We start from the raw sequence: 22,678 nt of genomic DNA, 5'->3' as shown, positions 1-22,678 counted from the left end.
TGCTCCCGATGTCGCGTGCCCTGAAATCCCCTCACGCGCTGGCTCGCCTGCGCCCCGCGCTGCTCGGCGGCCTGTGCTTGTTGTCGAGTGTCGGCGCGGGCGCGCAGAATGTTCCGCCGGCCGCCGCTTCGGCGCCGGCTGCGGCGCCGGCTGCGGCGCCGGCCGTGAGGGCGGCGCCGGTCGTGCCGCAGCGCGTGCTGCGTGGCCAGGACTTCATCGTCGCCGTGGTCGGCACCGAACTGGTGACCAACGGCGAAGTGGCGCAGCGGCTGCAGAACACCCAGCGCGAGGCGGCCCGCAACGGCCAGGCCGTGCCGCCCCGCGACGAGTTGCGTCAGCAACTGCTCGATAGCCTGATCGACGAGCGGGCCCAGCTCGCCTATGCGCGCGAAAGCGGCTTCAAGATCGAGGATTCCGATCTGGATCGCGCCGTCGCCAACGTGGCGGCCGCCAACCGGCTCACGCTGCCCCAGTTGCGCCAGCGGGTGCAGGCCGACGGGCTCGACTGGGAGCGCTTCCGCGCCAACCTGCGCGACCAGATGATGCTGGAGCGGGTGCGCGAGCGCGAGGTGCAGTCGCGCATCAAGATCAGTGACGCCGATATCGACCGCGTCGTCGACGCCCGCAAGAGCGGCGTGGCGCCGAGCGAGTTCAACATCGCACAGATCCTGGTCCGCGTGCCCGAGGGCGCGAGCGAGGCCGAGGTTGCCGAGCGGCGCCTGGTGGCCGAGAAGGCGCTCTCGCGGGCCCGCGCCGGCGAGCCCTTCGAGAAGCTGGTGGCCGAGCTGTCGCAGGGTCCGCAGGACCAGGGCGGCGCGATCGGCATTCGGCCCGCCGATCGCCTGCCCGACCTTTTCGTCGACGCGGTGCGCGACCTGCGCAGTGGCGAGGTGGTGCCGGTGCTCGTGCGCTCGGGGGCCGGCTTCCACGTGATCAAGCTGCTCGAGCGCAAGGACGGCGGCATGACGGTGCAGCAGACGCGCGCCCGTCACATCCTGCTGCGCACCGGCCCGCAGCTGACGTCGGCCCAGGCCTCGGCCCGGCTGGCCGACGTGCGGCGCCAGATCGTCGGCGGGCGACTCAGCTTCCAGCAGGCCGCGCGCGACATCTCCGAAGACGGCAGCGCACCGCAGGGCGGCGAGCTGGGTTGGGCCTCGCCCGGCCAGTTCGTGCCCGAGTTCGAGGAGGCGATGAACAAGCTCGCGATCGACCAGATTTCGGAACCGGTCGTCACCCGTTTCGGCGTGCACCTGATCCAGCCGGTCGAGCGCCGCGCGACGGTGGTCGATCGCAAGCAGATGCGCGACATGGCGCGCAACGTGCTGCGTGAGCAGAAGTTCGAGACCGCCTACTCCGACTGGTCGCGCGAGGTGCGCGCCCGCGCTTACGTCGAGTTGCGCGAGCCGCCGCAGTGATCGCGGCGTCTCGCCCTTGCTGACGGTCACGGCCCGAGCGTGAAACACATCGCGCGCAAGCGCTTCGGTCAGCATTTTCTGTCCGACCGCGCCATCATCGACGCCATCGTCGACGCGATCGACCCGCGCGAAGGCGAGTTGCTGGTCGAGATCGGCCCCGGCCTTGGCGCGATGACCGACCCACTGGTCGAGCGTTGCAAGCGGCTGGCGGTGGTCGAGCTCGATCGCGATCTCGCGGCCCGGCTGCGCAAGCGGGCCGAGCTCGAGGTGATCGAATCCGACGTGCTGAAGGTCGACTTCGCGGCGCTCGCGGCACGGCTCGGCGGGCGGCTGCGGGTGGTCGGCAACCTGCCCTACAACATCAGCACGCCGATCCTGTTTCACCTGCAGGGCGCGGTCGAGCATGTGGTCGACCAGCACTTCATGCTGCAGAAGGAAGTCTGCGAGCGCATGGCGGCGACGCCGGGCGGCAAGGACTACGGCCGGCTGTCGGTGATGCTGCAGTGGCGCTACGACATCGAGACCGTGCTCGAGGTGCCGCCAGAGAGCTTCGAGCCGCCGCCGCGGGTCGACTCGGCCGTGGTGCGCATGATCCCGCTGCCGGATGCGGCGCGGGTGTCGCCGGCACTGCTCGGCGAGCTGGTCCAGGTCGCGTTCTCGCAGCGCCGCAAGCTGCTGCGCCACACGCTGGGTCGCTGGCTCGAGGGGCGTGGCGTCGAGGTGGGTTTCGACGTCCAGCGCCGCGCCGAAGAGGTGCCGGTGGCCGAGTACGTGGCGCTGGCGCAGGCCGTGGCCTGAGGCACCTGCGCTCCGCCATGAAGAAGGGCCCGCATCGCGGGCCCTTCTTGTTTTGTGCCGAACCGGCGGCTAGGCCGCTACCAGCCAGCTCGCGGTGTCGAAGGCACTGCTCATCATCGGCATGTTCATGCCGAAGCTGGCGACCTTCTGTGCGGCGGTCTTGACGGCCGGCTTGGCCGGTGCCACTTCAACCTGGGCTTCCATCGCCCGCTCTCCCTGCCCGATGTCCGGGGAGCGGGCTACTGAAAAGAATAGAAGCACCTGAAGGGTATCTTTCGTTCCCCCCAGAAGTCTGCGGCGTCGCGGAACACGTCGAGCAACTGCTCGCGCGCCTCGCGATCGAACCTGGGGTTGTCGGGCAACTGTTCCAGCACCACCACGAAGCCCGGTTGCTGGCCCGACTTGTGGACCAGGTCGGTCATGCAGTCGAACAGCGCGTCGAGGTTCTTGCCGAAGTGGGTCGGGAACAGGAAGGCCTCGGCGATACCTTCCAGCACGTCCTGCTTGGACTGCGCAGCGCTCAGGTTGGCGTAGAGGAAGTGCTGGCCCAGGTCTTGCGCGGCCAGCTGCAGGTCCTCCACGCGGAACGCGCGGATGGCCTGCACGATGTTCGGACGGACGGTCTGCAACAGCATGATCACGGTCCCCCTCGAATGTTGTTGATGGAATCTGGTTTCACTGCGCGATGAGGCGGAAGCTCGCATAGTGATCGTCGGTGTAGTAGCACGCGTCGGGCATGACGGGCTCACGCCCCCCACACACGATGCGCCTGGCCCCCCGATCGCGGGACCCTGGCGTGCGCACGGTGTACTCGCGGTAGTAGCCGCGCGGGTACTTGGGGAGCAATCGCTCCCGGTTGCCGAACACAATGCCGTCCTTTTCGTAGGGGAAGGGTCCGCCGGACCGGATCTGCCGGAACGTGCCCCGGGCCTCGGGCGGCAGTTCGGCCAGTGCCACGATCTTCGGCTCGAGGCCGTCATTCGGGGTTCTGGCTGCAAGGCTGCCCGCACTGCACAGCACCGCCGCCGTCAGCAGGACGCGCGCCGCGGCAACAACGAAACCGGAACTGCGGCTCGTTCGACCGGAGGTCAGCACGGGTTTCCCCTGAAAAGCGAAGCCGCGATGTTACCGGAGCGGGCGCCAAAGCTCAAGCCGCTGCACAAAAATGCGGCACGACCGTGACGGCTATCCAGTAAGTCAGTTTGCGCAAACTTCCGGCATCGACTCTGCTGATCGTGACATCGCGCACCGATTAACGGTCATGCCGCCGGGAGCCGAGATGCATTTTCTCGAACCCGGCGTGAGCGTGCGCTCACACTTTATTTTCTGGTGCCTTCAGCGTGCTGCATTGGCGTCGGCCACCGTCAACGCCGTCATGTTGACGATCCGCCGCACCGTCGCCGAGGGCGTCAGGATGTGCACCGGCTTGGCCGCGCCGAGCAGCACCGGGCCGATCGCGATGCCGCCGCCGGCGGTGGTCTTGAGCAGGTTGTAGGCGATGTTGGCGGCGTCGATGTTGGGCATCACCAGCAGGTTGGCCTCGCCGCGCAGCGTCGAGAAGGGCATGGTCTCGGCGCGGCCGGCGGCGTCGAGTGCCGAGTCGCCGTGCATCTCGCCGTCGACCTGCAGCCAGGGCGCGCGCGCCTGCACCAGCGCCAGCGCCTGTCGCATCTTCAGCGCCGAGGGCTGGTTGCTGGTGCCGAAGTTGCTGTGGCTGAGCAGCGCCGCCTTGGGCTCGACGCCGAAGCGGCGCATCTCCTCGGCCGCCATCACGGTGATCTCGGCAATCTGCTCGGCGTCCGGGTCGTAGTTGACGTGGGTGTCGACCAGGAACAGCTGCCGGTTGGGCAGGATCAGCGCGTTCATCGCGGCGTAGTTCTTCACGCCCGGCCGGCGGCCGATGACCTGGTCGATGAACTGCAGGTGCATCGCGGTCGTGCCCCAGGTACCGCAGATCATGCCGTCGACCTCGCCCTTGTGCAGCAGCATGGTGCCGATCAGCGTCAGGCGCCGGCGCATCTCGATCTTGGCGAACTGCTGGGTCACGCCCTGGCGCGCCATCATCCGGTGGTAGGTCTGCCAGTAGTCGCGGTAGCGCTCGTCATGCTCCGTGTTGACGATGTCGTAGTCGCGGCCGGCCGCCAGCCGCAGCCCGAAGCGCTCGATGCGCTGCTCGATCACCGGCGGCCGGCCGACCAGCGTCGGCCGCGCCAGGTTCTCGTCGACCACGATCTGCGCCGCACGCAGCACGCGCTCCTCCTCGCCCTCGCAATAGACCACGCGTTTGTTCAACGCTCGCTTGGCGAGGTTGAAGATCGGCTTCATCGTCGTGCCGGAGGCGTAGACGAAGGTCTGCAGCTTCTCGCGGTAGGCGTCGAGGTCCTTCACCGGCCGCGTCGCCACGCCGGACTCGGCGGCCGCGCGTGCCACCGCCGGCGCGATCTTCATCATCAGCCGCGGATCGAAGGGCTTCGGGATCAGGTACTCGGGGCCGAAGCTCAGCGTCGCGCCGGCGTAGGCCGCCGCCACCACCTCGCTCTGCTCGGCCTGGGCCAGTTCGGCGATCGCATGCACCGCGGCGATCTCCATCGCGTCGGTGATCGTCGTCGCGCCCGAGTCCAGCGCCCCGCGGAAGATGTACGGGAAGCACAGGACGTTGTTGACCTGGTTCGGGTAGTCGGTGCGGCCGGTGGCCATGATCGCGTCGTCGCGCACCGCCTGCACCTCTTCGGGGCTGATCTCGGGGTTCGGGTTGGCCAGCGCAAAGATCAGCGGCCGCGCCGCCATCCTGGCCACCATCTCGGGCTTGAGCACGCCCGCCGCCGACAGGCCGAGGAAGACATCGGCGCCGGCGATCGCCTCGCCCAGCGTGCGCTGGCTGGTTTCCTGTGCGAACTCGGCCTTGTCCGGATCCATCAGCTCGGTGCGGCCCTTCCAGACCACGCCCGCGAGGTCGGTGGCCCAGATGTTCTGGCGCGGCACGCCGAGCTTGACCAGCAGGTTCAGGCAGGCCAGCGCCGCGGCCCCGGCGCCCGAGGTCACCAGCTTGACCTCCTTGATGTCCTTGCCGGTCACCTTGAGGCCGTTGATCAGCGCGGCGCCGACCACGATCGCGGTGCCATGCTGGTCGTCGTGGAAGACGGGGATCTTCATGCGCTCGCGCAGCCTGCGCTCGACGTAGAAGCAGTCCGGCGCCTTGATGTCCTCGAGGTTGATGCCGCCGAAGGTGGGCTCGAGCGCGACGATGATGTCGACCAGCTTGTCGAGGTCGTTCTCGGCCAGTTCGATGTCGAAGACATCGATGCCGGCGAACTTCTTGAACAGGACGCCCTTGCCCTCCATCACCGGCTTGGCCGCCAGCGGGCCGATGTTGCCCAGGCCGAGCACCGCAGTGCCGTTGGTGACCACCGCCACCAGGTTGCCGCGCGAGGTGTAGCGGTAGGCGTTGGCCGGGTCGGCCACGATCTCCTCGCAGGCCGCCGCCACGCCCGGCGAGTAGGCCAGCGCCAGGTCGCGCTGGTTGACCAGCTGCTTGGTCGCAGCGATCGCCACCTTGCCCGGCGTCGGGAACTCGTGATACTCGAGTGCGGCCCTGCGCAGTTCCTCGCGCACCTGGGCGCGCTTCGCATCTTGTGGAGTCATGGCATTGATCCGTGGAGCTTGGTCCATTGTAGGAAGCGCACGCGCGCCGCAGGTGGGTCGCGGCCGCAAATGGGCAGGCATGGGCACCCAGTGTCGCTCCGGCGTGGCCGTTGCCGATGCGCGAAACTGCGTATCAGTTTCTCGCCTCGAGCGTGAATGATCGCGGCATGGACGGCAGCACTGTCTCTCCGGGCACGCCACGCCGCTGGCGCCGCCTGCTGCCATGGGCGGCACTGATCGGCCTGATCGTCATCGCCCAGGCGCTGCTGTTCGTGCTGACGCTGCGCCACGAGCGCGACCGGCTGCAGGAGAGCGTCGACGAGTCCGCGCTCGCCGCCGCCGCCGAGTTGCGCCGGCACTTTGCCTACCAGCTACAGGCGGTGCACGCCCTGCAATGGAACGAGCCCGGCGGCGATTGGCACACCGAGGCGCGCGCGCTGCTGCGCGCGCAGCGCGCGCTGCTGAGGCTCGAGCGGCGCGGGCTGGCACCCGGCGCGGTGGACGACGCGATCGATTCGCCCTACGCGAGTCCGCTGTTTGCCGCCGCTGGCATCGGCGCCGGCGCTCCATCTTTGCCGCTGCCGCGTGCGCAGCTCGACCTCGACACCTGGGTGGCCTGCGCCGCGGCCCGCCGGCGCGGCCAGCCGAACTGGTCGCGCAGCTACTTCGTGCCGCAGGCCGACGGCCTGGGCATCGAGGCGATCGACCTGTGCGTACCGGTGCTGCGCGGCGGCCAGGCGCAGGGCTTCATCGTCGCCAGCTTCTCGCTGCCCGGCCTGCTCGGCGAGCTCGACGCCGGCCTGCAGCGCAGCGGCGAACTGAGCCTGGTCGAGGCCGACGGCACCCGGCTGGCGCGCTCCGGCAGCCAGCGCGGCGCCGGCGTGTTCGTCGCCGAGCGCTTGCTCGACCTGCCCGGCGCCACGCTGCTGTTGCGACTCGACAGCGCCCGGACCGCACCGCGAGCGATCCCGAACCTGGCGATCTCGCTGGTGCTCGGCCTCTCGCTGGCGCTGGCCGGCGTGGTGGCGCTGCTGGTCAACGACGTGCGCCGGCGCGCCCGCGCCGAGCGGCGTCTGGCCGAGGAGCTGACGCTGCGTCGCGCGATGGAGAACTCGCTCGTCGCCGGCCTGCGCGCGCGCGATCTCGAGGGCCGCATCAGCTACGTCAACCCGGCTTTCTGCGCGATGGTCGGCTTCAGCGCCGCCGAACTGGTGGGGCGCGACGCCCCGCCCTACTGGCCGCCCGAGTTCAGGGCCCACTACGAAGCACGCCAGGCGGCACTGCGCAGCGGCGGCACCCAACCGCCGCGCGAGGGCCACGAAACCGTGTTCATGCATGCCGGCGGCGAGCGCTTTCCGGTCATGGTCTACGAGGCGCCGCTGCTCGACGCCGACGGCCGCCAGAGTGGCTGGATGAGCGCGGTGCTCGACCTCAGCGCCCAGCGCCGCGCCGAAGACCTGGCGCGCCAGCAGCAGGAAAAGCTGCAGGCCACCGCGCGCCTGGCGACGATGGGCGAGATGGCATCGATGCTCAGCCACGAGCTCAACCAGCCGCTGGCGGCGATCGCCAGCTACGCCACCGGCTCGCTGAACCTGATCGACGACGCGGATGGCGCCGGCCTGCCGCCGATCCGCGAGGCGCTCGCGCGCATTGCCGAGCAGGCCGGCCGCGCCGGCCGCGTGATCAAGAGCGTGCAGGACTTCGTGCGTCGCCGCGAGCAGCTGCGCGAGGCGGTGCGCTGCGCCGAACTGCTCGACGCGGTGTTGCCGCTGGCCGGGCTGCAGGCGCGCAAGCTCGGTTGCCGCATCGAGGCCGCGAGCATCGACCCCGCGTGGACGGTGCAGTGCGACCGCACGATGATCGAGCAGGTGCTGCTCAACCTGGCCCGCAACGGCATGCAGGCGATGGAGGCCAATCCGCCCGGGCGCGAGCGGGTTCTGCGCATCGCACTGGCGCGGCGCGGCAACTTCATCGAGTTCTCGATCGCCGACCGCGGCCCCGGCATCGCGCCCGAGGTCGCCGAGCGGCTCTTCACGCCCTTCTTCACCACCAAGCGCGAGGGCATGGGCCTCGGCCTGAGCCTGTGTCGCACGGTGGTCGAGCAGCATGGCGGCGCGCTCGACTTCGACACGCCGCGCGACGCCGGCGGTGTGCCGGCCGGCAGCCGCTTTCGCTTCACGCTGCCCTGCGCCAGGGTGGCGGCTGACGCTGACGCGCCGCAGACCCAGGCCAGCGCCGCATGAATCCGCCACCGAAGCATTCGCTGCCGCTGGTGCACCTGGTCGACGACGAGCCGGTGGTGCGCGAGGCGCTGGCCTGGCTGCTGCGCACGCGCCGGCTGCTGGCCGAGCAGCACGCCAGCGCCGAGGCCTTCGAGGCCTGGCTGGCCGCGCGTGGCGATCTGGCCTTCAACGCGCCGGCCTGCATCGTGCTCGACATGCGCATGCCCGGCGGCATGAGCGGGCTGCAGCTGTTCGAGCGGCTGGTCGAGCGCGGCGTGCAGGCGCTGCTGCCGGTGATCTTCGTCACCGGCCATGGCGACGTGCCGGGCGCGGTGGCGGCGATCCAGCGCGGCGCCTTCGACTATGTGCTCAAGCCCTTTGCCGACAACGCGCTGGTCGACCGCATCGAACGTGCGCTCGACGCCAGCCGCGCGGCGCTGGCGCGGCGCGACGAGGCGCAGGCGCTGCAGCGCCGCTGCGCCGAGCTGACCGAGCGCGAGCGCGAGGTCATGCAACTGGTGATCGACGGCCTGCCCAACAAGCTGATCGCCGACCGGCTGCAGATCAGCGTGCGCACGGTCGAGGTCCACCGCGCACGCGTGTTCGACAAGATGGGCGTGCGTTCGGCGGTCGAGCTGGCCAACCTGCTGCGGCCGGGGACTTGAAGCGCGCGTGGACAATCCACGCCCAATGAGTACCCCCCTTGGCGAGTTCGAGCTGATCCGGCGCTGCTTCATGCGCCACCGCGAGCCGCGGCCCGGCATCGCGCTGGGCAGCGGCGACGACTGCGCGCTGCTGGCGCCGCAGCCTGGCATGCAGCTGGCGGTGTCGAGCGACATGCTGGTCGAGGGCCGCCATTTCCTGTCGACCGTCGATCCGGCGCGCCTGGGCCACAAGGCGCTGGCGGTCAACCTCTCCGACCTCGCTGCCAGCGGCGCGCGACCGCTGGCCTTCACGCTGGCGCTGGCGCTGCCGCGCGCCGAGGCGGACTGGCTCGACGCCCTTGCTGAAGGCCTCTACGCGCTGGCCGATGCCCACGACTGCGCGCTGGTCGGCGGCGACACCACCGCCGGCCCGCTCAACCTGTGCATCACGGTCTTCGGCGAGGTGCCGTCCGGTGCCGCCTTGCTGCGCAGCGGCGCGCGAGCCGGCGACGAGCTCTGGATCAGCCACGCGCCCGGCCGTGGCATCGGCGACGCACGGCTGGCGCTCGAAGTCTTTCGCGGCACGCTGGCCTTGCCGGGCGATGCCTTCGAGCGGGTACGCGCCGCGATGGAGTTGCCACAACCCCGGGTGGCGCTCGGCATCGCGCTGCGTGGCGTGGCCAGCGCGGCGATCGACGTCTCCGACGGCCTGCTCGGCGACCTGCGCCATGTGCTGGCGCTCAGCGGCGTCGGCGCGCGGATCGACGCCGACGCGCTGCCATGCAGCCCCGAGCTGGCCGTGCAGCCGCTGGCGCTGCGCCGGCTGTGCCAGCTCGCCGGCGGCGACGACTACGAGCTGCTGTTCACCGCGCCGGCCGCCCGCCATGCCGAGGTGCTGGCGGCCGCGCGCGCCGGCGGCTGCGCCGCCGCGCGCATCGGCCGCATCGAGGCCGAACCCGGCGTGCGCATCGAGGATCGCGACGGCCGCGCAGTTCCGGTCGACTTCGCCAGCTTCGACCACTTCAAGAGCGCCTGATGGAGAACGCGAATGCCACCACGCCGGACCCAGCCACGGCCGCCGCGCCGCTGCGACCCAGCGCCCGATTCATGCTGCGCCACCCGGCGCACCTGATCGCGTTCGGCTTCGGCTCCGGCCTGAGTCCGGTGGCGCCGGGCACGATCGGCACGCTCTGGGCCTGGCTCTCGTTCCTGGTGCTGCAGCGCTGGCTCGACGACCGCGGCTGGCTGCTGCTGCTCGCCATCGGCCTGTTCGTCGGCTGGTGGGCCTGCACCGCCACCGCCCGCCATTTGCGCATTGCCGACCCGGGCGCAATCGTCTGGGACGAGATCATCGCCTTCTGGCTCGTGCTGTGGCTGGTCGCCGGCCATGGGGTCTGGGCCCAGGTCGTGGCCTTCGCCCTGTTCCGCTTCTTCGATGCGGTCAAGCCGGGTCCGGTCGGTTGGGCCGACCGGCTGTTCAAGCGCCGCGGGGCCGAGGGCGCGATCGGCTGGTCGCAGGGCTTCGGCATCATCTTCGATGACCTGGTCGCCGCCGGCTGCACGCTGCTGGTGATGGCGCTGTGGTGGAGGTTGTTCCCGTGAACGGTGACGACGAGGCGCTGGTGCTGCGCCTGGCCGACACGCTGCGCGCCAAGGGCCTGCGCGTCGCCAGCGCCGAGAGTTGCACCGGCGGCCTGATCGCCGCGGCCTGCACCTCGATCGCCGGCTCGAGCGACTGGTTCGAGCGCGGCTTCGTCAGCTACAGCAACGCGGCCAAGAGCGAGTTGCTCGGCGTCGACGCCCGGCTGATCGCTGCCGAGGGTGCGGTCAGCGAGCCGGTGGCGCTGGCCATGGCCGAGGGCGCGCTGATTCATTCGCCGGCAGATCTGGTTGTCGCGGTGACCGGCATCGCCGGGCCCGGCGGCGGCAGTGCGAGCAAGCCGGTCGGGCTGGTCTGGCTGGCGATCGCGCGGCGTGGCTTGCAGCCTCGCGCCGAGCGCCTGCAACTGAAGGGCGACCGCGCCGCCGTTCGGGCGCAGACGGTGCGCATCGCACTCGAACGCCTGCTGCGAGCCGCGGAGGCCGCGTGACGATCCTGCTCGCCTGCGACTTCGACGCGCGCGAGTGGGCGTCGTGGCGCCCGGCGCTGGATGCCGCGCTGCCTGGCGAGCGCTTCGTCACGGACGCCGACGAGGGCCCGCGCGAGGCCATCGACATCGCCATCGTCGCCAACCCGGCGCCCGGCGCGCTGGCCGGCCTGCCGAAGCTGCGCCTGGTGCAGTCGCTGTGGGCCGGCGTCGATCGCCTGCTCGCCGACCCCACGCTGCCGGCCGAGGTGCCGCTGGCGCGCATGGTCGACCCTTTGATGAACGCCGCGATGGCCGAGACCGCGCTCTGGGCGGTGCTCGGCCTGCATCGCGGCTTCTTCCGCTACCAGCGCCTGCAGCAGCAGGCGCGCTGGGCGCCGCATGGCCAGACCCGCGCCGACGAGACGACGGTGGCGGTGCTCGGCCTCGGCCAGATGGGTGCCACCTGCGCGCGCCGCATCGCCGGTCACGGCTACCGCGTGACGGGCTGGAGCGCGCGGGCGCGTGCCATCGACGGCATCGACACCCGCGCCGGCTGGGACGCGCTGCCGTCGGTGCTGGGCGCGGCGCAGATCGTCGTCAACCTGCTGCCGCTGACCGACGCGACGCGCGATCTCTTCGATGCCGCGCGCCTGGGGCAGATGCAAGCCGGCGCCAGCCTCGTCAACCTTGCGCGCGGCGCGCATGTGGTCGAGGCCGAGCTGCTCGCCGCCCTCGATGGCGGCCACCTGCGCCACGCGGTGCTCGACGTGTTCCGCAGCGAACCGCTGCCGGCGGAGCATCCGTTCTGGGGTCATCCGAGGATCACTGTGCTGCCGCATGCCGCGGCGCAGACCGACCCGCGCAGCGCCAGCGCGGTGGCCGCGCTCAACGTGCGCGCCCTGCGCGACGGCGCGTCGTTGGCCCACCAGGTGGACCGCCAGCGCGGCTACTAGCCGACCGCCAGCACCAAACGCGGCCGCGCCGCGCCGGCCGCCACCGGCATCACTGCCGAGCTGATCATCAAGGCCAGCCGCTGCAGCCCGGCCCAGGGATCGGCCGGCCAGGCCGGGTGCTTGAGACCCTTGACGAGTCCGTCGCAGACCTGCGCGGCCTCGACCAGCTGCTCGATCTGGGTCTCGCTCAGGCGAGGCAGCGCGCGCTCGAAGAGCTTCTCCTTCAGGCCCCAGACGCGGTTCTCGCGCAGCGCCATCGGCAGTGGCTTGCCGTTGTTGATGGCGTCCTTGCAGCGGCGCAGCGCGCGGATGTCCTCGGCCAGCGTCCAGTGCACCAGCACCGCGGCCTCGCCCTCGGCCTGCAGGCCGTCGAGCATGCGCAGCGCGCGTGCGACCTGGCCGGCCAGCACCGCCTCGCCGAGCTTGAACACGTCGTAGCGCGCCACGTTGAGCACCGCGGCCTCGATGTGCTCGAAGCTCAGTTCGCCCTGCGGATGCAGCAGGCCGAGCTTGCGGATCTCCTGCTGAGCGGCGAGCAGGTTGCCCTCGACGCGGTCGGCAAAGAAGGCGAGCGTGCGCTGGCCTTCCTCGCCGGTCGCCACGCGCTGGCCCTGCTGCGCCAGGCGCTGCGCGATCCATTGCGGCAGCGCCTGGCGATCGACCGGATCGAGCCGGATCGAGACGCCGGCGCCGTCGAGTGCCGTGAACCAGGCGCTCTGCTGCTGCTGGCGATCCAGACGCGGCAGCGAGACGATGGTGACCGTGTCGTCCGGCAGTTGCTCGCAGTACTGCTGCAGCGCGGCCGAGCCTTCCTTGCCCGGCTTGCCGGAGGGGATGCGGATCTCGATGATCTGGCGCTCGGCAAACAGGCTCAGGGCGCTGGCCGCGCCGAGCAGCGAGCTCCAGTCGAAATGGGCGCCGGCCACGGTGTGGACCTGGCGTTCGCTGTAGCCCTCGGCGCGGGCCTTGGCGCGGATGGCGTCGGCCGCCTCGATCGCCAGCAACGGCTCGTCGCCGTGCAGCAGGTAGAGCGGGGCGAGGCCGCGCTGCAGATGCTGGGCGAGCTGGTCGGCGCGAACTTGCATGTCGTGGCGTGGGCTGCCTGTGCCGGGTTCAAAGCTTCGGTACGGCGGCGAGCTGGCGCATCAGCTGGTCGACCAGGTCGACCTCCATCCCGCGCACCAGCATCGATTCTTCCTGTTCCTTGGCCAGCGCGTTGCTCTCGTTGAAGCTCATGTCGCGCTGCAGCCGCAGATCGGTGTCGGCGATCAGCACGCGACCGGCCGGGGTGCGCAGCCGAAAGCGCAGCCGCACGCGCACCGTGAACTCGCGCACCTGGCCGGCCGTTGACTGCGCCGCGACGACGCGGTCGCGCCCGCTGTCGAGCAGTTCGAGCACTACCTCGGCCGGTGCGCCGGGCGGGACGATGCGCGTCGTCCCGGTGGCCTTGACCTGGCGCTGCAGTTCCTCGAGCAGCGGCGAGCGCGGCGGCAGGCCGCTGACGGCCATGGTCTCGAAGCCCAGCTTGGGCGGCTGGCGCAACTCGAAGCCGCAGGCAGCCAGCAGCGCCGCGGCCGGTGCGCCCGCAACAAGCCAGCGGCGCCTCAGCAGCGCACCCTTGGCGCTGCGCGCCGTCCCTCCGAGAGGGAACTCGGCCCTTCGGGGCGGCCGTGCGGGCCTCATGCGACGACGTTCACCAGCCGGCCCGGCACCACGACGATCTTCTTCGGCGCTCGGCCTTCGCTGAAGCGCGCGACCTCCTCCGAGGCCAGCGCGGCCGCCTCGATCGTCGCCTTGTCGGCGCCGGCCGGCACGCGCAGCGCGCCGCGCAGCTTGCCGTTGACCTGCAGCATCAGTTCGATCTCGTCCTGCACCAGCGCGGCCTCGTCGACTTGCGGCCAGGGCGCGTCGAGCAGGTCGCCCAGCGCGGCCTCGAAGCCGAGCTCGCTCCACAGCGCGTGGCCGATGTGCGGGCAGGCCGGGTAGAGCACGCGCAGCAGCACGCCGGCGCCTTCGCGCAGCGCCGCGGCGTCATTTGCCTTGATGGTGGAGCCGCTGGGGGTTGCCGCCTCGAGCGCGTTGAGCAGCTTCATCGCCCCCGAGATCACCGTGTTGTACTGCATGCGCTCATAGTCGAAGCTGATCTGCTTCAGCGTGAGATGCACGTCGCGGCGCAGATCCTTCATCGTCGGGTCGAGCGGTCCGCTGTCGACTGCAGGCGCGGCGCCGCGAATCAGATCGCGGTTCCGCGAAGCGAAGCCCCAGACGCGCTTGAGGAAGCGATGCGCGCCCTCGACGCCGGCGTCATTCCACTCCAGCGTCTGCTCGGGCGGCGAGGCGAACATCACGAACAGGCGCGCGGTGTCGGCACCGTAGCGGTCGATCAGCGCCTGCGGATCGACGCCGTTGTTCTTGGACTTGGACATCGTGCCCACGCCCTCGTAGTCGACCGCGCTGCCGTCGGCCTTGAGCCGGGCGCCGATGACCTTGCCGCCGGCGTCGTGGACATCTTCCACGTCGTGCGGCCAGAAATACTCGATGCCGCCCTTGTCGCCGCGCCGCGAGTAGATGTGGTTGAGCACCATGCCCTGCGTCAACAGCTTCGTGAAGGGCTCGGACACCTCGACCAGCTTGAGGTCGCGCATCACCTTGGTCCAGAAGCGCGCGTAGAGCAGGTGCAGGATCGCGTGCTCGATGCCGCCGATGTACTGGTCCATGCCGGCGCTGCCGCCGGCAGCCCCATCGCCCTGCATCCAGTACTTGGTGCCGGCGCCGACCATCGCCTCTCCGTTCTGCGGGTCGCAGTAGCGCATGAAGTACCACGACGAGTCGACGAAGGTGTCCATCGTGTCGGTCTCGCGCCGCGCCGGCTTGCGGCACTTCGGGCAGTCGACCCTCAGGAAGGATTCGCACTTGTTGAGCGGGCTGCCGGAGCCGTCCGGCACCAGATCCTCGGGCAGCACCACCGGCAGGTCGCGCTCGGGCACCGGCACCGAGCCACAGTCGTCGCAGTGGATGATCGGGATCGGCGTGCCCCAGTAGCGCTGGCGGCTGACGCCCCAGTCGCGCAGCCGCCAGGTGGTCTTCTTCTCGCCCAGGCCCTTGGCGGCGAGGTCGGCGGCGATCGCGTCGACCGCGTCCTTGTAGTGCAGGCCGCTGTAGTTGCCGGAGTTGACGACCACGCCGCGCTGCTTGTCGGCGTACCACTCCTGCCAGCGCTCGTAGTCGTAGTGCTCGCCGTCGACATGCACGACCTGGGTGATCGGAAGTTCGTACTTCAGCGCGAAGGCGAAGTCGCGCTCGTCGTGCGCCGGCACGCCCATCACCGCGCCGTCGCCGTAGCTCATCAGCACGTAGTTGCCGACCCAGACCTCGACCTCGGCGCCCGACAGCGGGTGGGTCACGAACAGGCCGGTCGGCATGCCTTCCTTGTCGCGCGTGGCGAGCTCAGCCTCGGTGGTGCCGCCGGCCTGGCACTTCTCGATGAAGGCGGCCAGCGCCGGGTTGCTCGCCGCCGCGTGCGCGGCCAGCGGATGCTCGGGCGCCACCGCGCAGAAGCTCACGCCCATGATGGTGTCGGCGCGGGTCGTGAAGACCCACATGCGCCCGTCCTGGATCGGCTTGCCGTCGGCGCCGCGGATGTCGTGCGGGAACGCGAAGCGCACGCCGGCGCTCTTGCCGATCCAGTTCTCCTGCATCAGCCGCACGCGCTCGGGCCAGCCCGCCAGGTAGTTGGGGTCGGCCGGGTCGGCCACCGCCGCCAGCAGTTCCTCGGCGTAGTCGGTGATCTTGAGGTAGTAGCCGGGGATCTCGCGCTTCTCGACCGGCGCGCCCGAGCGCCAGCCGCGGCCGTCGATGACCTGCTCGTTGGCGAGCACGGTCTGGTCGACCGGATCCCAGTTCACGACCTGGGTGCGGCGCTCGGCGATGCCGGCATCGAGCATCTTCAGGAACAGCCACTGGTTCCACTTGTAGTACTCGGGGCTGCAGGTCGCGACCTCGCGCGACCAGTCGATCGCCAGGCCCATGGCCTGCATCTGCGCCTTCATGTGCGCGATGTTCGAGTAGGTCCACTGCGCCGGCGGCACCTTGTTCTTCATCGCCGCGTTCTCGGCCGGCAGGCCGAAGGCGTCCCAGCCCATCGGCATCAGCACGTTCATGCCCTTCATGCGCAGCTGGCGCGCGAGCATGTCGTTGATCGTGTAGTTGCGCACATGGCCCATGTGCAGCTTGCCCGAGGGGTAGGGCAGCATCGAGCAGGCGTAGAACTTGGGACGACTCTGGTCCTCGCTCACGCGGTAGGCGTCGCGGGCGTTCCAGTGCGACTGCGCACCGGTTTCGATCTCGGCGGGAACATACTTTTCGTTCATCGCCGGATTGTAGGAGCGGGGCACGCGCCCCTCGCCTGCTGCTAGGGCGTGCCGGGCACCGTCTCGGTGACGAAGCCGATGCGGGTCAGCCCCGCGGCCTGCACGCGCCCGATCAGTTCGGCCACGCGGCCGTAGGGCACGGCCTTGTCGGCGCGCAGTTGCACCTCGGCGTCCTTGCGGCGCGCGGCCACGGTCTTGAGTTCGGCGGCGAGCGCATCGAGTGCGATCGGCTGGTCGTCGAGGTGGAGCGCGCCGTCGGCTGTGATCGCCACGCGCAGCGCCGGCGGCGCCTCATCGGCCCGGGCCGCGGGACCTTCGGGCAACTCGAGCCGCAGGTTCGAGGCCATCAGCGGCGCGGTGACCATGAAGATCACCAGCAGCACCAGCATGACGTCGATCAGCGGCGTCATGTTGATCTCGCTCATCGGCGCCGGCGGCGTGCGCCGTTCGAGGCGGCCGAAGGCCATCGGCTAAGCCTCGTCGCGGTCGGCCCGGTGGCCGAGGGCGAGCTCGCGCAGGTCGTGCGCAAAACCTTCGAGCGCGGCCTCGCAGGTGCCGGCCAGGCGACCGAAGACGTTGTAGGCCAGCACCGCGGGAATGGCGACCGCGAGGCCGGCGGCGGTCATGATCAGCGCCTCGCCGACCGGGCCCGAGACCTTGTCGATGCTTGCGTTGCCGGCCGCGGTGATGCCGACCAGCGCGTGGTAGATGCCCCAGACGGTGCCGAACAGGCCGACGAAGGGCGCGGTGGCGCCGACCGAGGCCAGCACCACCTGGCCGAACTGCAACTGCTGCAGCACCTCGTGCAGCGCGTCGCGCAGCCGGCGCGTCAGTTGTGACTCGCGATCGCCGCCGGCGGCCAGCGTGCCGGGCGCGTCGGTCGTGGCGGCGGCATCGACCAGCGGCTGCAGCACCGCGTCGCGGTCGAGCGTCTGCAGCTGGCGGCGCGCCACCTCGAGGTCGGGCGCGGCCCAGAATGCGGCCACGCCGCGCTCGATGTCGCGGCGGGCGCGCTGCAGCGTCCAGGCCTTCCAGAGGATCAGCACCCAGGCCGAGATCGACATTGCCAGCAGCAGCAGCGCCACCGCGCGGGCGACGGCGTCGCCCTGCATCCAGAACTCGCCGAAGTTGCCCATGCGTCTCAGATGGTTCAGGTGGGATCGAAGCCGAGCACCGCGTCCATGCCATACAGGCCCGGTGCGCGGCCGCGCAGGAAGCGCACCGCGCGCAGCGCGCCCTGCGCGTAGGTGCCGCGGCTCGAGCTCTTGTGGCTGATCTCGATGCGCTCACCGGGGCCGAGGAACATCACGGTGTGGTCGCCGATCACGTCGCCGCCGCGGACGGTGGCAAAGCCGATCGTGGCCGCGTCGCGGGCGCCGGTGGTGCCCTCGCGGCCGTAGACCGCGCAATCCTTGAGCGAGCGGCCGAGCGCACCGGCAACGACCTCGCCCATCTGCAGCGCGGTGCCCGAGGGCGCGTCGACCTTGTGCCGGTGGTGGGCCTCGACGATCTCGACGTCGTAGCCCTCGCCGAGCGCGCGTGCGGCCTGGTCGAGCAGGCGCAGCACGACGTTGACGCCGACGCTCATGTTGGGCGCCATCATGATCGCGATGTCCTTGGCCGCGGCGCCGATCGCGGCCTTGCCGGCGGCGTCGAAACCGGTGGTGCCGATAACCAGCTGCACGCCACGTGCACGGCAGGCCGCGAGGTGTTCGAGCGTGCCCTCGGGGCGCGTGAAGTCGATCAGCACCTCGGCGTCGGCCAGGCCGCGGGCCAGGTCGGCGCCGATGATCACGCCGGTGCTGCGGCCGAGAAAGGCGCCGGCGTCCTCGCCGAGAGCCGGGCTGCCGGTGCGGTCGAGCGCGCCGCTGAGCACGCAATCGTCGCTGACCAGCAGCGCCTCGATCAGCATCCGGCCCATGCGCCCGGAGGCGCCGGCGACGGCGACGCGGCGCGGTGCGGCGCCCGCCGAACTCACTTGCCCGGCTCCAGCGGCGGGTAGCTGCGCGTGGGCGCCGGGTTGGCCGGGATCGAGGTCAGGGAAGCGCTGGACGGAGCCGGCACCGCGCTCGCCGCCGGCCGCTCCGGCCGCGGCAAGGCCTTGATCTGCTCCGGCGTCAGCTCGAGCACCGGCAGCGAGCCGCCTCGGCTGCGGTTGCTGTCGATGCTGGCGACGAACTCACGTTCCGAGGGCAGCTCGTCGGCCTCGAAGCTGGCGAGCCGGTCGTCCTTGCCGAACATCGCGGTCACGCGGCGCTGCTGGTAGATCGTGCCCTGGCGCCGGATCGTGAAGACATAGTCCCAGCGGTCAGTGTGGAAGGGGTCGGTCAGCAGGGGCGCGCCGAGCACATCGCGCACCTGCTGGCGCGTCATGCCGACCTTGACCTGCTCGGCCATCTCCTTGGTGACCACGTTGCCCTGCACGACCTCGACCTTGTAGGGGGTCAGGCTGTCGATCCAGCCGCTGGTGCCGCGGCCCGAGCTGCAGCCAGCGGCGAGCAGGGTGAGGGCGGCGAGCAGCGGCAGGGCAAGGCGCTTCTGGGGGCAGGAAATCATCGCGAATCGAAGCTGAGGCGGGGTACGAGGCTCGCGGCAGAGGCGCCGGGGCCGGGGCCGCGGAAGGGCCCCGTATGATCGAGCCATTCTAGTGGAGGCCCGTGCGCCGGCCCGAGGGCGCCGCGAGCCGGTGGAGAGTCATGATGAAGAACGCCGACGACCTCAAGAGCAGCGGCCTGAAGGCCACGCTGCCGCGCATCAAGATCCTCGAGGTCTTCCAGACCTCCGAGGTGCGCCACCTGACCGCCGAGGACGTCTACAAGTCGCTGCTGACGCTGGGCTCCGACATCGGCCTGGCCACCGTCTACCGGGTGCTGATGCAGTTCGAGCAGGCCGGGCTGCTGTCGCGCAGCCATTTCGAGAGCGGCAAGTCGGTGTTCGAGCTCAACGAGGGCCAGCATCACGACCATCTGGTCTGCCTCGACTGCGGCCGGGTCGAGGAGTTCTACGACGCCGAGATCGAGCAGCGCCAGCGCGCGGTGACCGAGAAGCTCGGCTTCAGGCTGCAGGAGCATGCGCTTTCGCTCTATGCGAACTGCGAGCGCAAGGACTGCGAGCACCGGCCGCGGCGCAAGTAGCGAGTTGCTGCGCCTGCGCGGCGCAGCGCAAGCTCAGCCGGTGTTGTCGTCGTTGCGCTCCATCGCCGCCTGGTGGCGGGCGACGAATTCCTTGTAGGTGTCGATGCCGCGCAACTGCAGGATGGTGTTGCGCACCGCGGCCTCGACCAGCACCGCGAGGTTGCGGCCGGCATCGACCGCGATGATCGCCTTGCGCACCGGCACGTCGAGGATCTCCTCGTAGAGCGGCTCGTAGGGCAGGCGCTCGAACTCGCGCTCCATCGTCTCCTTGCGCACCAGGTGGACGATCAGCTTGACGCGCATCTTCCGCCGCACCGCGGTCTCGCCGAAGATCGCCTTGATGTCGAGCAGGCCGATGCCGCGCACCTCGAGCAGGTTCATCAGTAGCTCGGGGCAGCGGCCCTCGAGCGCGCCCTGCGAGATGCGGTAGATGTCGACCGCGTCGTCGGCCACCAGGCCGTGGCCGCGCGAGATCAGCTCGAGGCCGAGTTCGCTCTTGCCCAGGCCCGACTCGCCGGTCAGCAACACGCCCAGGCCCAGGATGTCCATGAACACGCCGTGGCGCGTGGTGCGGTCGGCGAAATGCAGCGCCAGGTAGCTGCGCAGCACGTCGATCGCGAAGCCGGCCGACTCCTGCGTGACGAACAGCGGAATGTCGGCCCGCTCGCACATCGCCACCAGGCGGTCGGGCGGCGTCTGCGCGTCGGCCACCACCAGTGCCGGCGGCTCCAGCGTGACGATGCGCGAGATGCGTCGCGCCTGGTCCTCGGGGCTGGCTTCCTCGAGGTAGGCCACCTCGCGCCGGCCGACGATCTGGACCCGGTAGGGATGCAGGTAGTTCAGGTAGCCGACCAGGTCGGCCGCCGACTGCGCGTCGCGCACCGCGACCTCGTCGAAGCGGCGCTCGGGATAGGCGTGGCCCGCGATCCACTCCCATTGCAGCGGCCCGCGGTTGGCGTCGAACAGCGCCTCGGCGCTGACGACGGTGGCCTTCATGCGAAGACCACCGGGAGGAGGGTCAGGCGACCGATTTGAGCGGCTCCCACGCGGCGATCAGCGCGTGCAGCTGCGCGGCGTCGGGCTCGGCCTTGAGCTTGTCGCGCAGGGCGCGGTCGCTGAGCAGCTCGGCGATTTCGGACAGGATCTCCAGGTGGCGCTGGGTTGCGGCCTCCGGCACCAGCAGGAAGATCAGCAGCGTGACCGGCTCGTCGTCGGGCGCGTCGAAGGCGATTGGCTGCTGTGCGCGGATCACCGCTGCGAGCGGATTCTTCAGGCCCTTGATACGTCCGTGCGGGATGGCGACGCCATGACCGAGGCCGGTCGAGCCGAGCCGTTCGCGGGCGAACAGGTTGTCGGTGACGGTGGCACGCGCGATCGCATGCTGGTTCTCGAACAGCAGGCCAGCGGTCTCGAAGACGCGCTTCTTGCTGGTCGCGTCCACATCCACCAGCACGTTGCTGGCAGGCAGGATGGCAGCGAGTCGGTTCATCCAATCACGGCGCCGGTTTCAGCCCAGGGGGCTTTGGCAGACGCTTCACTTCAGGCTCAACAGCGGAAATTATAAGAAGCGGGGCTCATAGAGGGGTTCCCCGAATAGGGCATCTAGGCTTGGTTGCTCAACCGCAACGGCACGCTTCTCACGTTCCGAGAGCCTGCGAAGAGCCATGCCGCAAAAAAGCGGCCCTCGGGCCGCTTGTTTTGGTGACGCCGGGTGCCCTGAAGGCTCTGGCGCCGGGCACCCTCACTGCAGGTCGACGAGCGACTGCCGCTTGGGCGACGGGTGGTGATGGTCCTGCAGCCGATCCTTGTGGCGGCAGACCTGGCGATCGAGTTTGTCCATCAGTTCGTCGATCGCGGCATAAAGATCCTCATGGGCGGACTCCACAAAGATGTCCTTGCCCTTGGCATGCAAAGTCACTTCCGCCTTCTGGCGGCGCTCCTTCTCCTTGAGTTTCTCAACGGTCAGCAGGATGTTGATGTCCACCACCTGGTCGAAATGACGTGTGACGCGGTCCAACTTAGTTAGTACATACTCCTTCAAAGATGGCGTTACTTCGAGGTGGTGTCCGCTGATCGTCAGGTTCATAAGACCTCCTTTCGCAAGGGATTGGTTTGGCCCTGGTGGGCCGCGGCGCAGAGCACGAGGGTCGTTGCAACCCTCGTCTGCAGACTACGCGCCCCACCCCGAGATGACAAGGCGATGACCGCTGGCGAGGCTCGGAAGCTCGCGCCGGCGGTGGCCGCGCCGATGACATAATCCTTGAGGTTGATGACGGAGACCCACTTGGACAGCACCGCCCCTCGGTGACCGTCCGCTCCGATCGCTGCTCATCAGTGCCCAGGCCGGGTGCGATGCGCGGGTCGAGGAGCGCGACGGTCGCTCACCCACCCGCCCATGCCGTGACGGCGCCCCGCCGTCGCTCGAGCCCGCTGGAGTCGATCCATGCTCAACGTGTTCACGCTGGCCAACGGCCGCCTGTTCCAGGAAGAGATTGAAAGCGCCGATGCGCTGGCCCATGTCACGCCGGTCTGGGTCGACCTCGAGGCGCCGACCGCCCAGGAGAAGGGTTGGATCGCGGCCCGCTTCGGACTGACGATCCCCGAGGACGCGGTCGACGACGACCTCGAGGAGTCGGCCCGCTTCTACGAAGAGGACAACGGCGAACTGCACATCCGCTCCGACTTCCTGATCGACGATGACGACCAGGACAAGGGCGCGCGCAACGTGCGCGTCGCCTTCATCCTCTACAAGAACGTGCTGTTCTCGATCCACGACGAGGACCTGCCGGTGTTTCGTCTGCTGCGCATGCGGGCACGCCGGATCCCGGCGCTGATCGAGGATGCGAAGGACGTGCTGCTCAAGCTCTACGACGCCGACGCCGAGTACTCGGCCGACTCGCTCGAGAGCATCTACGACGGCCTCGAGCTGGTCTCGCGCCGTGTGCTGCAGGACAAGGTCGACGACCAGGCCGCGGCCGAGGCGCTGGCGGCGATCGCGCGCGAGGAGGACCTCAACGGTCGCATCCGCCGCAACGTGATGGACACCCGGCGCGCGCTGAGCTTCATGATGCGCAGCCGCCTGCTCAACGCCGAGCAGTTCGAGGAGGCGCGCCAGATCCTGCGCGACATCGACTCGCTCGACTCGCACACCGCCTTCCTGTTCGACAAGATCAACTTCCTGATGGACGCCACGGTCGGCTTCATCAACATCAACCAGAACAAGATCATCAAGATCTTCTCGGTGGCCAGCGTCGCGCTGCTGCCGCCGACGCTGATCGCCAGCGTCTACGGCATGAACTTCAAGTTCATGCCCGAGCTCGAGCTGCAGTACGGGTACGCCTGGGCGATCGGCCTGATGGTGTTCAGCGCCGTCGCGCCCTTCCTCTACTTCCGCCGTCGCGGCTGGCTCGACTGAACGATCCTGAGGTCGG

At 70.0% G+C, this 22,678-nt stretch carries 24 protein-coding genes; 10 read left to right on the top strand and 14 right to left on the bottom strand.

The genetic code is table 11. The features are described from left to right. The first annotated feature begins 8 nt into the window (after nucleotides 1-8). Nucleotides 9-1,415: a peptidylprolyl isomerase gene (locus EV670_RS06970; protein WP_130431119.1), complete on the top strand. Its 1,407-nt coding sequence runs from the start codon at nucleotides 9-11 to the stop codon at nucleotides 1,413-1,415. Between the two features lie 39 nt (nucleotides 1,416-1,454). Continuing rightward, nucleotides 1,455-2,213 carry a 16S rRNA (adenine(1518)-N(6)/adenine(1519)-N(6))-dimethyltransferase RsmA gene (rsmA, locus tag EV670_RS06965; protein WP_130431118.1) on the top strand — a complete coding sequence of 253 codons (759 nt, stop codon included), beginning with the start codon at nucleotides 1,455-1,457 and terminating at the stop codon, nucleotides 2,211-2,213. Between the two features lie 69 nt (nucleotides 2,214-2,282). Here rsmA and EV670_RS18930 read toward each other — a convergent pair whose 3' ends face one another. From EV670_RS18930 to EV670_RS06950, 4 genes are all read right to left on the bottom strand, one after another. Beyond that, nucleotides 2,283-2,417, bottom strand: coding sequence for a hypothetical protein (locus tag EV670_RS18930; RefSeq protein WP_278044412.1), 135 nt, complete (start codon nucleotides 2,415-2,417; stop codon nucleotides 2,283-2,285). Nucleotides 2,418-2,452: 35 nt separating this feature from the next. Next, nucleotides 2,453-2,848 carry a barstar family protein gene (locus EV670_RS06960; RefSeq protein ID WP_130431117.1) on the bottom strand — a complete coding sequence of 132 codons (396 nt, stop codon included), beginning with the start codon at nucleotides 2,846-2,848 and terminating at the stop codon, nucleotides 2,453-2,455. A 40-nt stretch (nucleotides 2,849-2,888) separates the two neighbouring features. Further along, nucleotides 2,889-3,230: a guanyl-specific ribonuclease gene (locus EV670_RS06955; RefSeq protein WP_242616900.1), complete on the bottom strand. Its 342-nt coding sequence runs from the start codon at nucleotides 3,228-3,230 to the stop codon at nucleotides 2,889-2,891. A gap of 318 nt (nucleotides 3,231-3,548) precedes the next feature. Continuing rightward, nucleotides 3,549-5,855 (bottom strand): NADP-dependent malic enzyme, encoded by a 2,307-nt coding sequence (locus EV670_RS06950; protein ID WP_278044411.1) that lies wholly within the window; start codon nucleotides 5,853-5,855, stop codon nucleotides 3,549-3,551. 167 nt (nucleotides 5,856-6,022) lie between these two features. Between EV670_RS06950 and EV670_RS06945 the strand changes: the two genes are divergently transcribed. Genes EV670_RS06945 through EV670_RS06920 form a run of 6 tightly spaced genes read left to right on the top strand, consistent with a single transcriptional unit; the run spans nucleotide 6,023 to nucleotide 11,743 of the window. Next, a complete protein-coding gene (locus tag EV670_RS06945) occupies nucleotides 6,023-8,098 on the top strand; it encodes a sensor histidine kinase (protein ID WP_130431114.1) in 2,076 nt (691 codons plus the stop codon). Further along, nucleotides 8,095-8,742: a response regulator transcription factor gene (locus EV670_RS06940; protein WP_130431113.1), complete on the top strand. Its 648-nt coding sequence runs from the start codon at nucleotides 8,095-8,097 to the stop codon at nucleotides 8,740-8,742. Before EV670_RS06945 ends, EV670_RS06940 begins: the two co-directional genes overlap by 4 nt. Nucleotides 8,743-8,767: 25 nt before the next feature. Next, nucleotides 8,768-9,757, top strand: a complete 990-nt coding sequence (gene thiL / locus EV670_RS06935; protein WP_130431112.1) for a thiamine-phosphate kinase — start codon at nucleotides 8,768-8,770, stop codon at nucleotides 9,755-9,757. Beyond that, nucleotides 9,757-10,323 carry a phosphatidylglycerophosphatase A family protein gene (locus tag EV670_RS06930; RefSeq protein WP_130431111.1) on the top strand — a complete coding sequence of 189 codons (567 nt, stop codon included), beginning with the start codon at nucleotides 9,757-9,759 and terminating at the stop codon, nucleotides 10,321-10,323. The genes thiL and EV670_RS06930 overlap by 1 nt, the downstream gene beginning before the upstream one ends. Further along, nucleotides 10,320-10,811 carry a CinA family protein gene (locus tag EV670_RS06925; RefSeq protein ID WP_207225019.1) on the top strand — a complete coding sequence of 164 codons (492 nt, stop codon included), beginning with the start codon at nucleotides 10,320-10,322 and terminating at the stop codon, nucleotides 10,809-10,811. The genes EV670_RS06930 and EV670_RS06925 overlap by 4 nt, the downstream gene beginning before the upstream one ends. Further along, nucleotides 10,808-11,743 carry a 2-hydroxyacid dehydrogenase gene (locus EV670_RS06920; RefSeq protein ID WP_130431109.1) on the top strand — a complete coding sequence of 312 codons (936 nt, stop codon included), beginning with the start codon at nucleotides 10,808-10,810 and terminating at the stop codon, nucleotides 11,741-11,743. The genes EV670_RS06925 and EV670_RS06920 overlap by 4 nt, the downstream gene beginning before the upstream one ends. On the opposite strand, the gene holA is transcribed toward EV670_RS06920, so the two are convergent. From holA to EV670_RS06885, 7 genes are read right to left on the bottom strand one after another with little or no spacing between them, the layout of a single operon-like run. Further along, nucleotides 11,740-12,828, bottom strand: coding sequence for a DNA polymerase III subunit delta (holA, locus tag EV670_RS06915; protein WP_130431108.1), 1,089 nt, complete (start codon nucleotides 12,826-12,828; stop codon nucleotides 11,740-11,742). The genes EV670_RS06920 and holA overlap by 4 nt on opposite strands. Before the next feature lie 28 nt (nucleotides 12,829-12,856). After that, the gene (locus EV670_RS06910) at nucleotides 12,857-13,426 is read right to left on the bottom strand and encodes an LPS-assembly lipoprotein LptE (protein WP_130431107.1); all 570 of its coding nucleotides are present in this window, start codon (nucleotides 13,424-13,426) and stop codon (nucleotides 12,857-12,859) included. Then, complete coding sequence (leuS, locus tag EV670_RS06905; RefSeq protein ID WP_130431106.1) at nucleotides 13,423-16,113, bottom strand: leucine--tRNA ligase; 2,691 nt, start codon at nucleotides 16,111-16,113, stop codon at nucleotides 13,423-13,425. The genes EV670_RS06910 and leuS overlap by 4 nt, the downstream gene beginning before the upstream one ends. Before the next feature lie 41 nt (nucleotides 16,114-16,154). Further along, the gene (locus tag EV670_RS06900; RefSeq protein WP_130431105.1) at nucleotides 16,155-16,580 is read right to left on the bottom strand and encodes an ExbD/TolR family protein; all 426 of its coding nucleotides are present in this window, start codon (nucleotides 16,578-16,580) and stop codon (nucleotides 16,155-16,157) included. Between the two features lie 3 nt (nucleotides 16,581-16,583). Continuing rightward, on the bottom strand, nucleotides 16,584-17,249 hold the full coding sequence (locus EV670_RS06895; RefSeq protein WP_130431104.1) for a MotA/TolQ/ExbB proton channel family protein: 666 nt from the start codon (nucleotides 17,247-17,249) through the stop codon (nucleotides 16,584-16,586). 14 nt (nucleotides 17,250-17,263) lie between these two features. Then, nucleotides 17,264-18,091 carry a 4-hydroxy-tetrahydrodipicolinate reductase gene (gene dapB / locus EV670_RS06890; protein ID WP_278044410.1) on the bottom strand — a complete coding sequence of 276 codons (828 nt, stop codon included), beginning with the start codon at nucleotides 18,089-18,091 and terminating at the stop codon, nucleotides 17,264-17,266. Continuing rightward, complete coding sequence (locus EV670_RS06885; protein ID WP_130431103.1) at nucleotides 18,088-18,669, bottom strand: outer membrane protein assembly factor BamE; 582 nt, start codon at nucleotides 18,667-18,669, stop codon at nucleotides 18,088-18,090. Before EV670_RS06885 ends, dapB begins: the two co-directional genes overlap by 4 nt. Before the next feature lie 143 nt (nucleotides 18,670-18,812). Between EV670_RS06885 and fur the strand changes: the two genes are divergently transcribed. Then, nucleotides 18,813-19,247: a ferric iron uptake transcriptional regulator gene (fur, locus tag EV670_RS06880; RefSeq protein WP_130431102.1), complete on the top strand. Its 435-nt coding sequence runs from the start codon at nucleotides 18,813-18,815 to the stop codon at nucleotides 19,245-19,247. A 33-nt stretch (nucleotides 19,248-19,280) separates the two neighbouring features. Here the strand turns inward: fur and hprK are convergent, their stop codons facing one another. From hprK to hpf, 3 genes are all read right to left on the bottom strand, one after another. Then, nucleotides 19,281-20,243, bottom strand: coding sequence for an HPr(Ser) kinase/phosphatase (hprK, locus tag EV670_RS06875; RefSeq protein ID WP_130431101.1), 963 nt, complete (start codon nucleotides 20,241-20,243; stop codon nucleotides 19,281-19,283). A gap of 22 nt (nucleotides 20,244-20,265) precedes the next feature. After that, nucleotides 20,266-20,736 carry a PTS sugar transporter subunit IIA gene (locus EV670_RS06870; RefSeq protein WP_130431100.1) on the bottom strand — a complete coding sequence of 157 codons (471 nt, stop codon included), beginning with the start codon at nucleotides 20,734-20,736 and terminating at the stop codon, nucleotides 20,266-20,268. A 252-nt stretch (nucleotides 20,737-20,988) separates the two neighbouring features. Then, nucleotides 20,989-21,333 carry a ribosome hibernation-promoting factor, HPF/YfiA family gene (gene hpf / locus EV670_RS06865; RefSeq protein WP_130431099.1) on the bottom strand — a complete coding sequence of 115 codons (345 nt, stop codon included), beginning with the start codon at nucleotides 21,331-21,333 and terminating at the stop codon, nucleotides 20,989-20,991. A gap of 357 nt (nucleotides 21,334-21,690) precedes the next feature. Here hpf and corA point away from each other — a divergent pair, with 357 nt between their 5' ends. After that, nucleotides 21,691-22,662 carry a magnesium/cobalt transporter CorA gene (gene corA / locus EV670_RS06860; protein WP_130431098.1) on the top strand — a complete coding sequence of 324 codons (972 nt, stop codon included), beginning with the start codon at nucleotides 21,691-21,693 and terminating at the stop codon, nucleotides 22,660-22,662. Nucleotides 22,663-22,678: the final 16 nt, after the last annotated feature.

Source organism: Rivibacter subsaxonicus (assembly GCF_004217215.1).
Classification (GTDB): Bacteria; Pseudomonadota; Gammaproteobacteria; order Burkholderiales; family Burkholderiaceae_C; genus Rivibacter; species Rivibacter subsaxonicus.
Note: the sequence above shows the minus strand (reverse complement) of the source record. Positions and strands in the feature narration are given on the sequence as shown.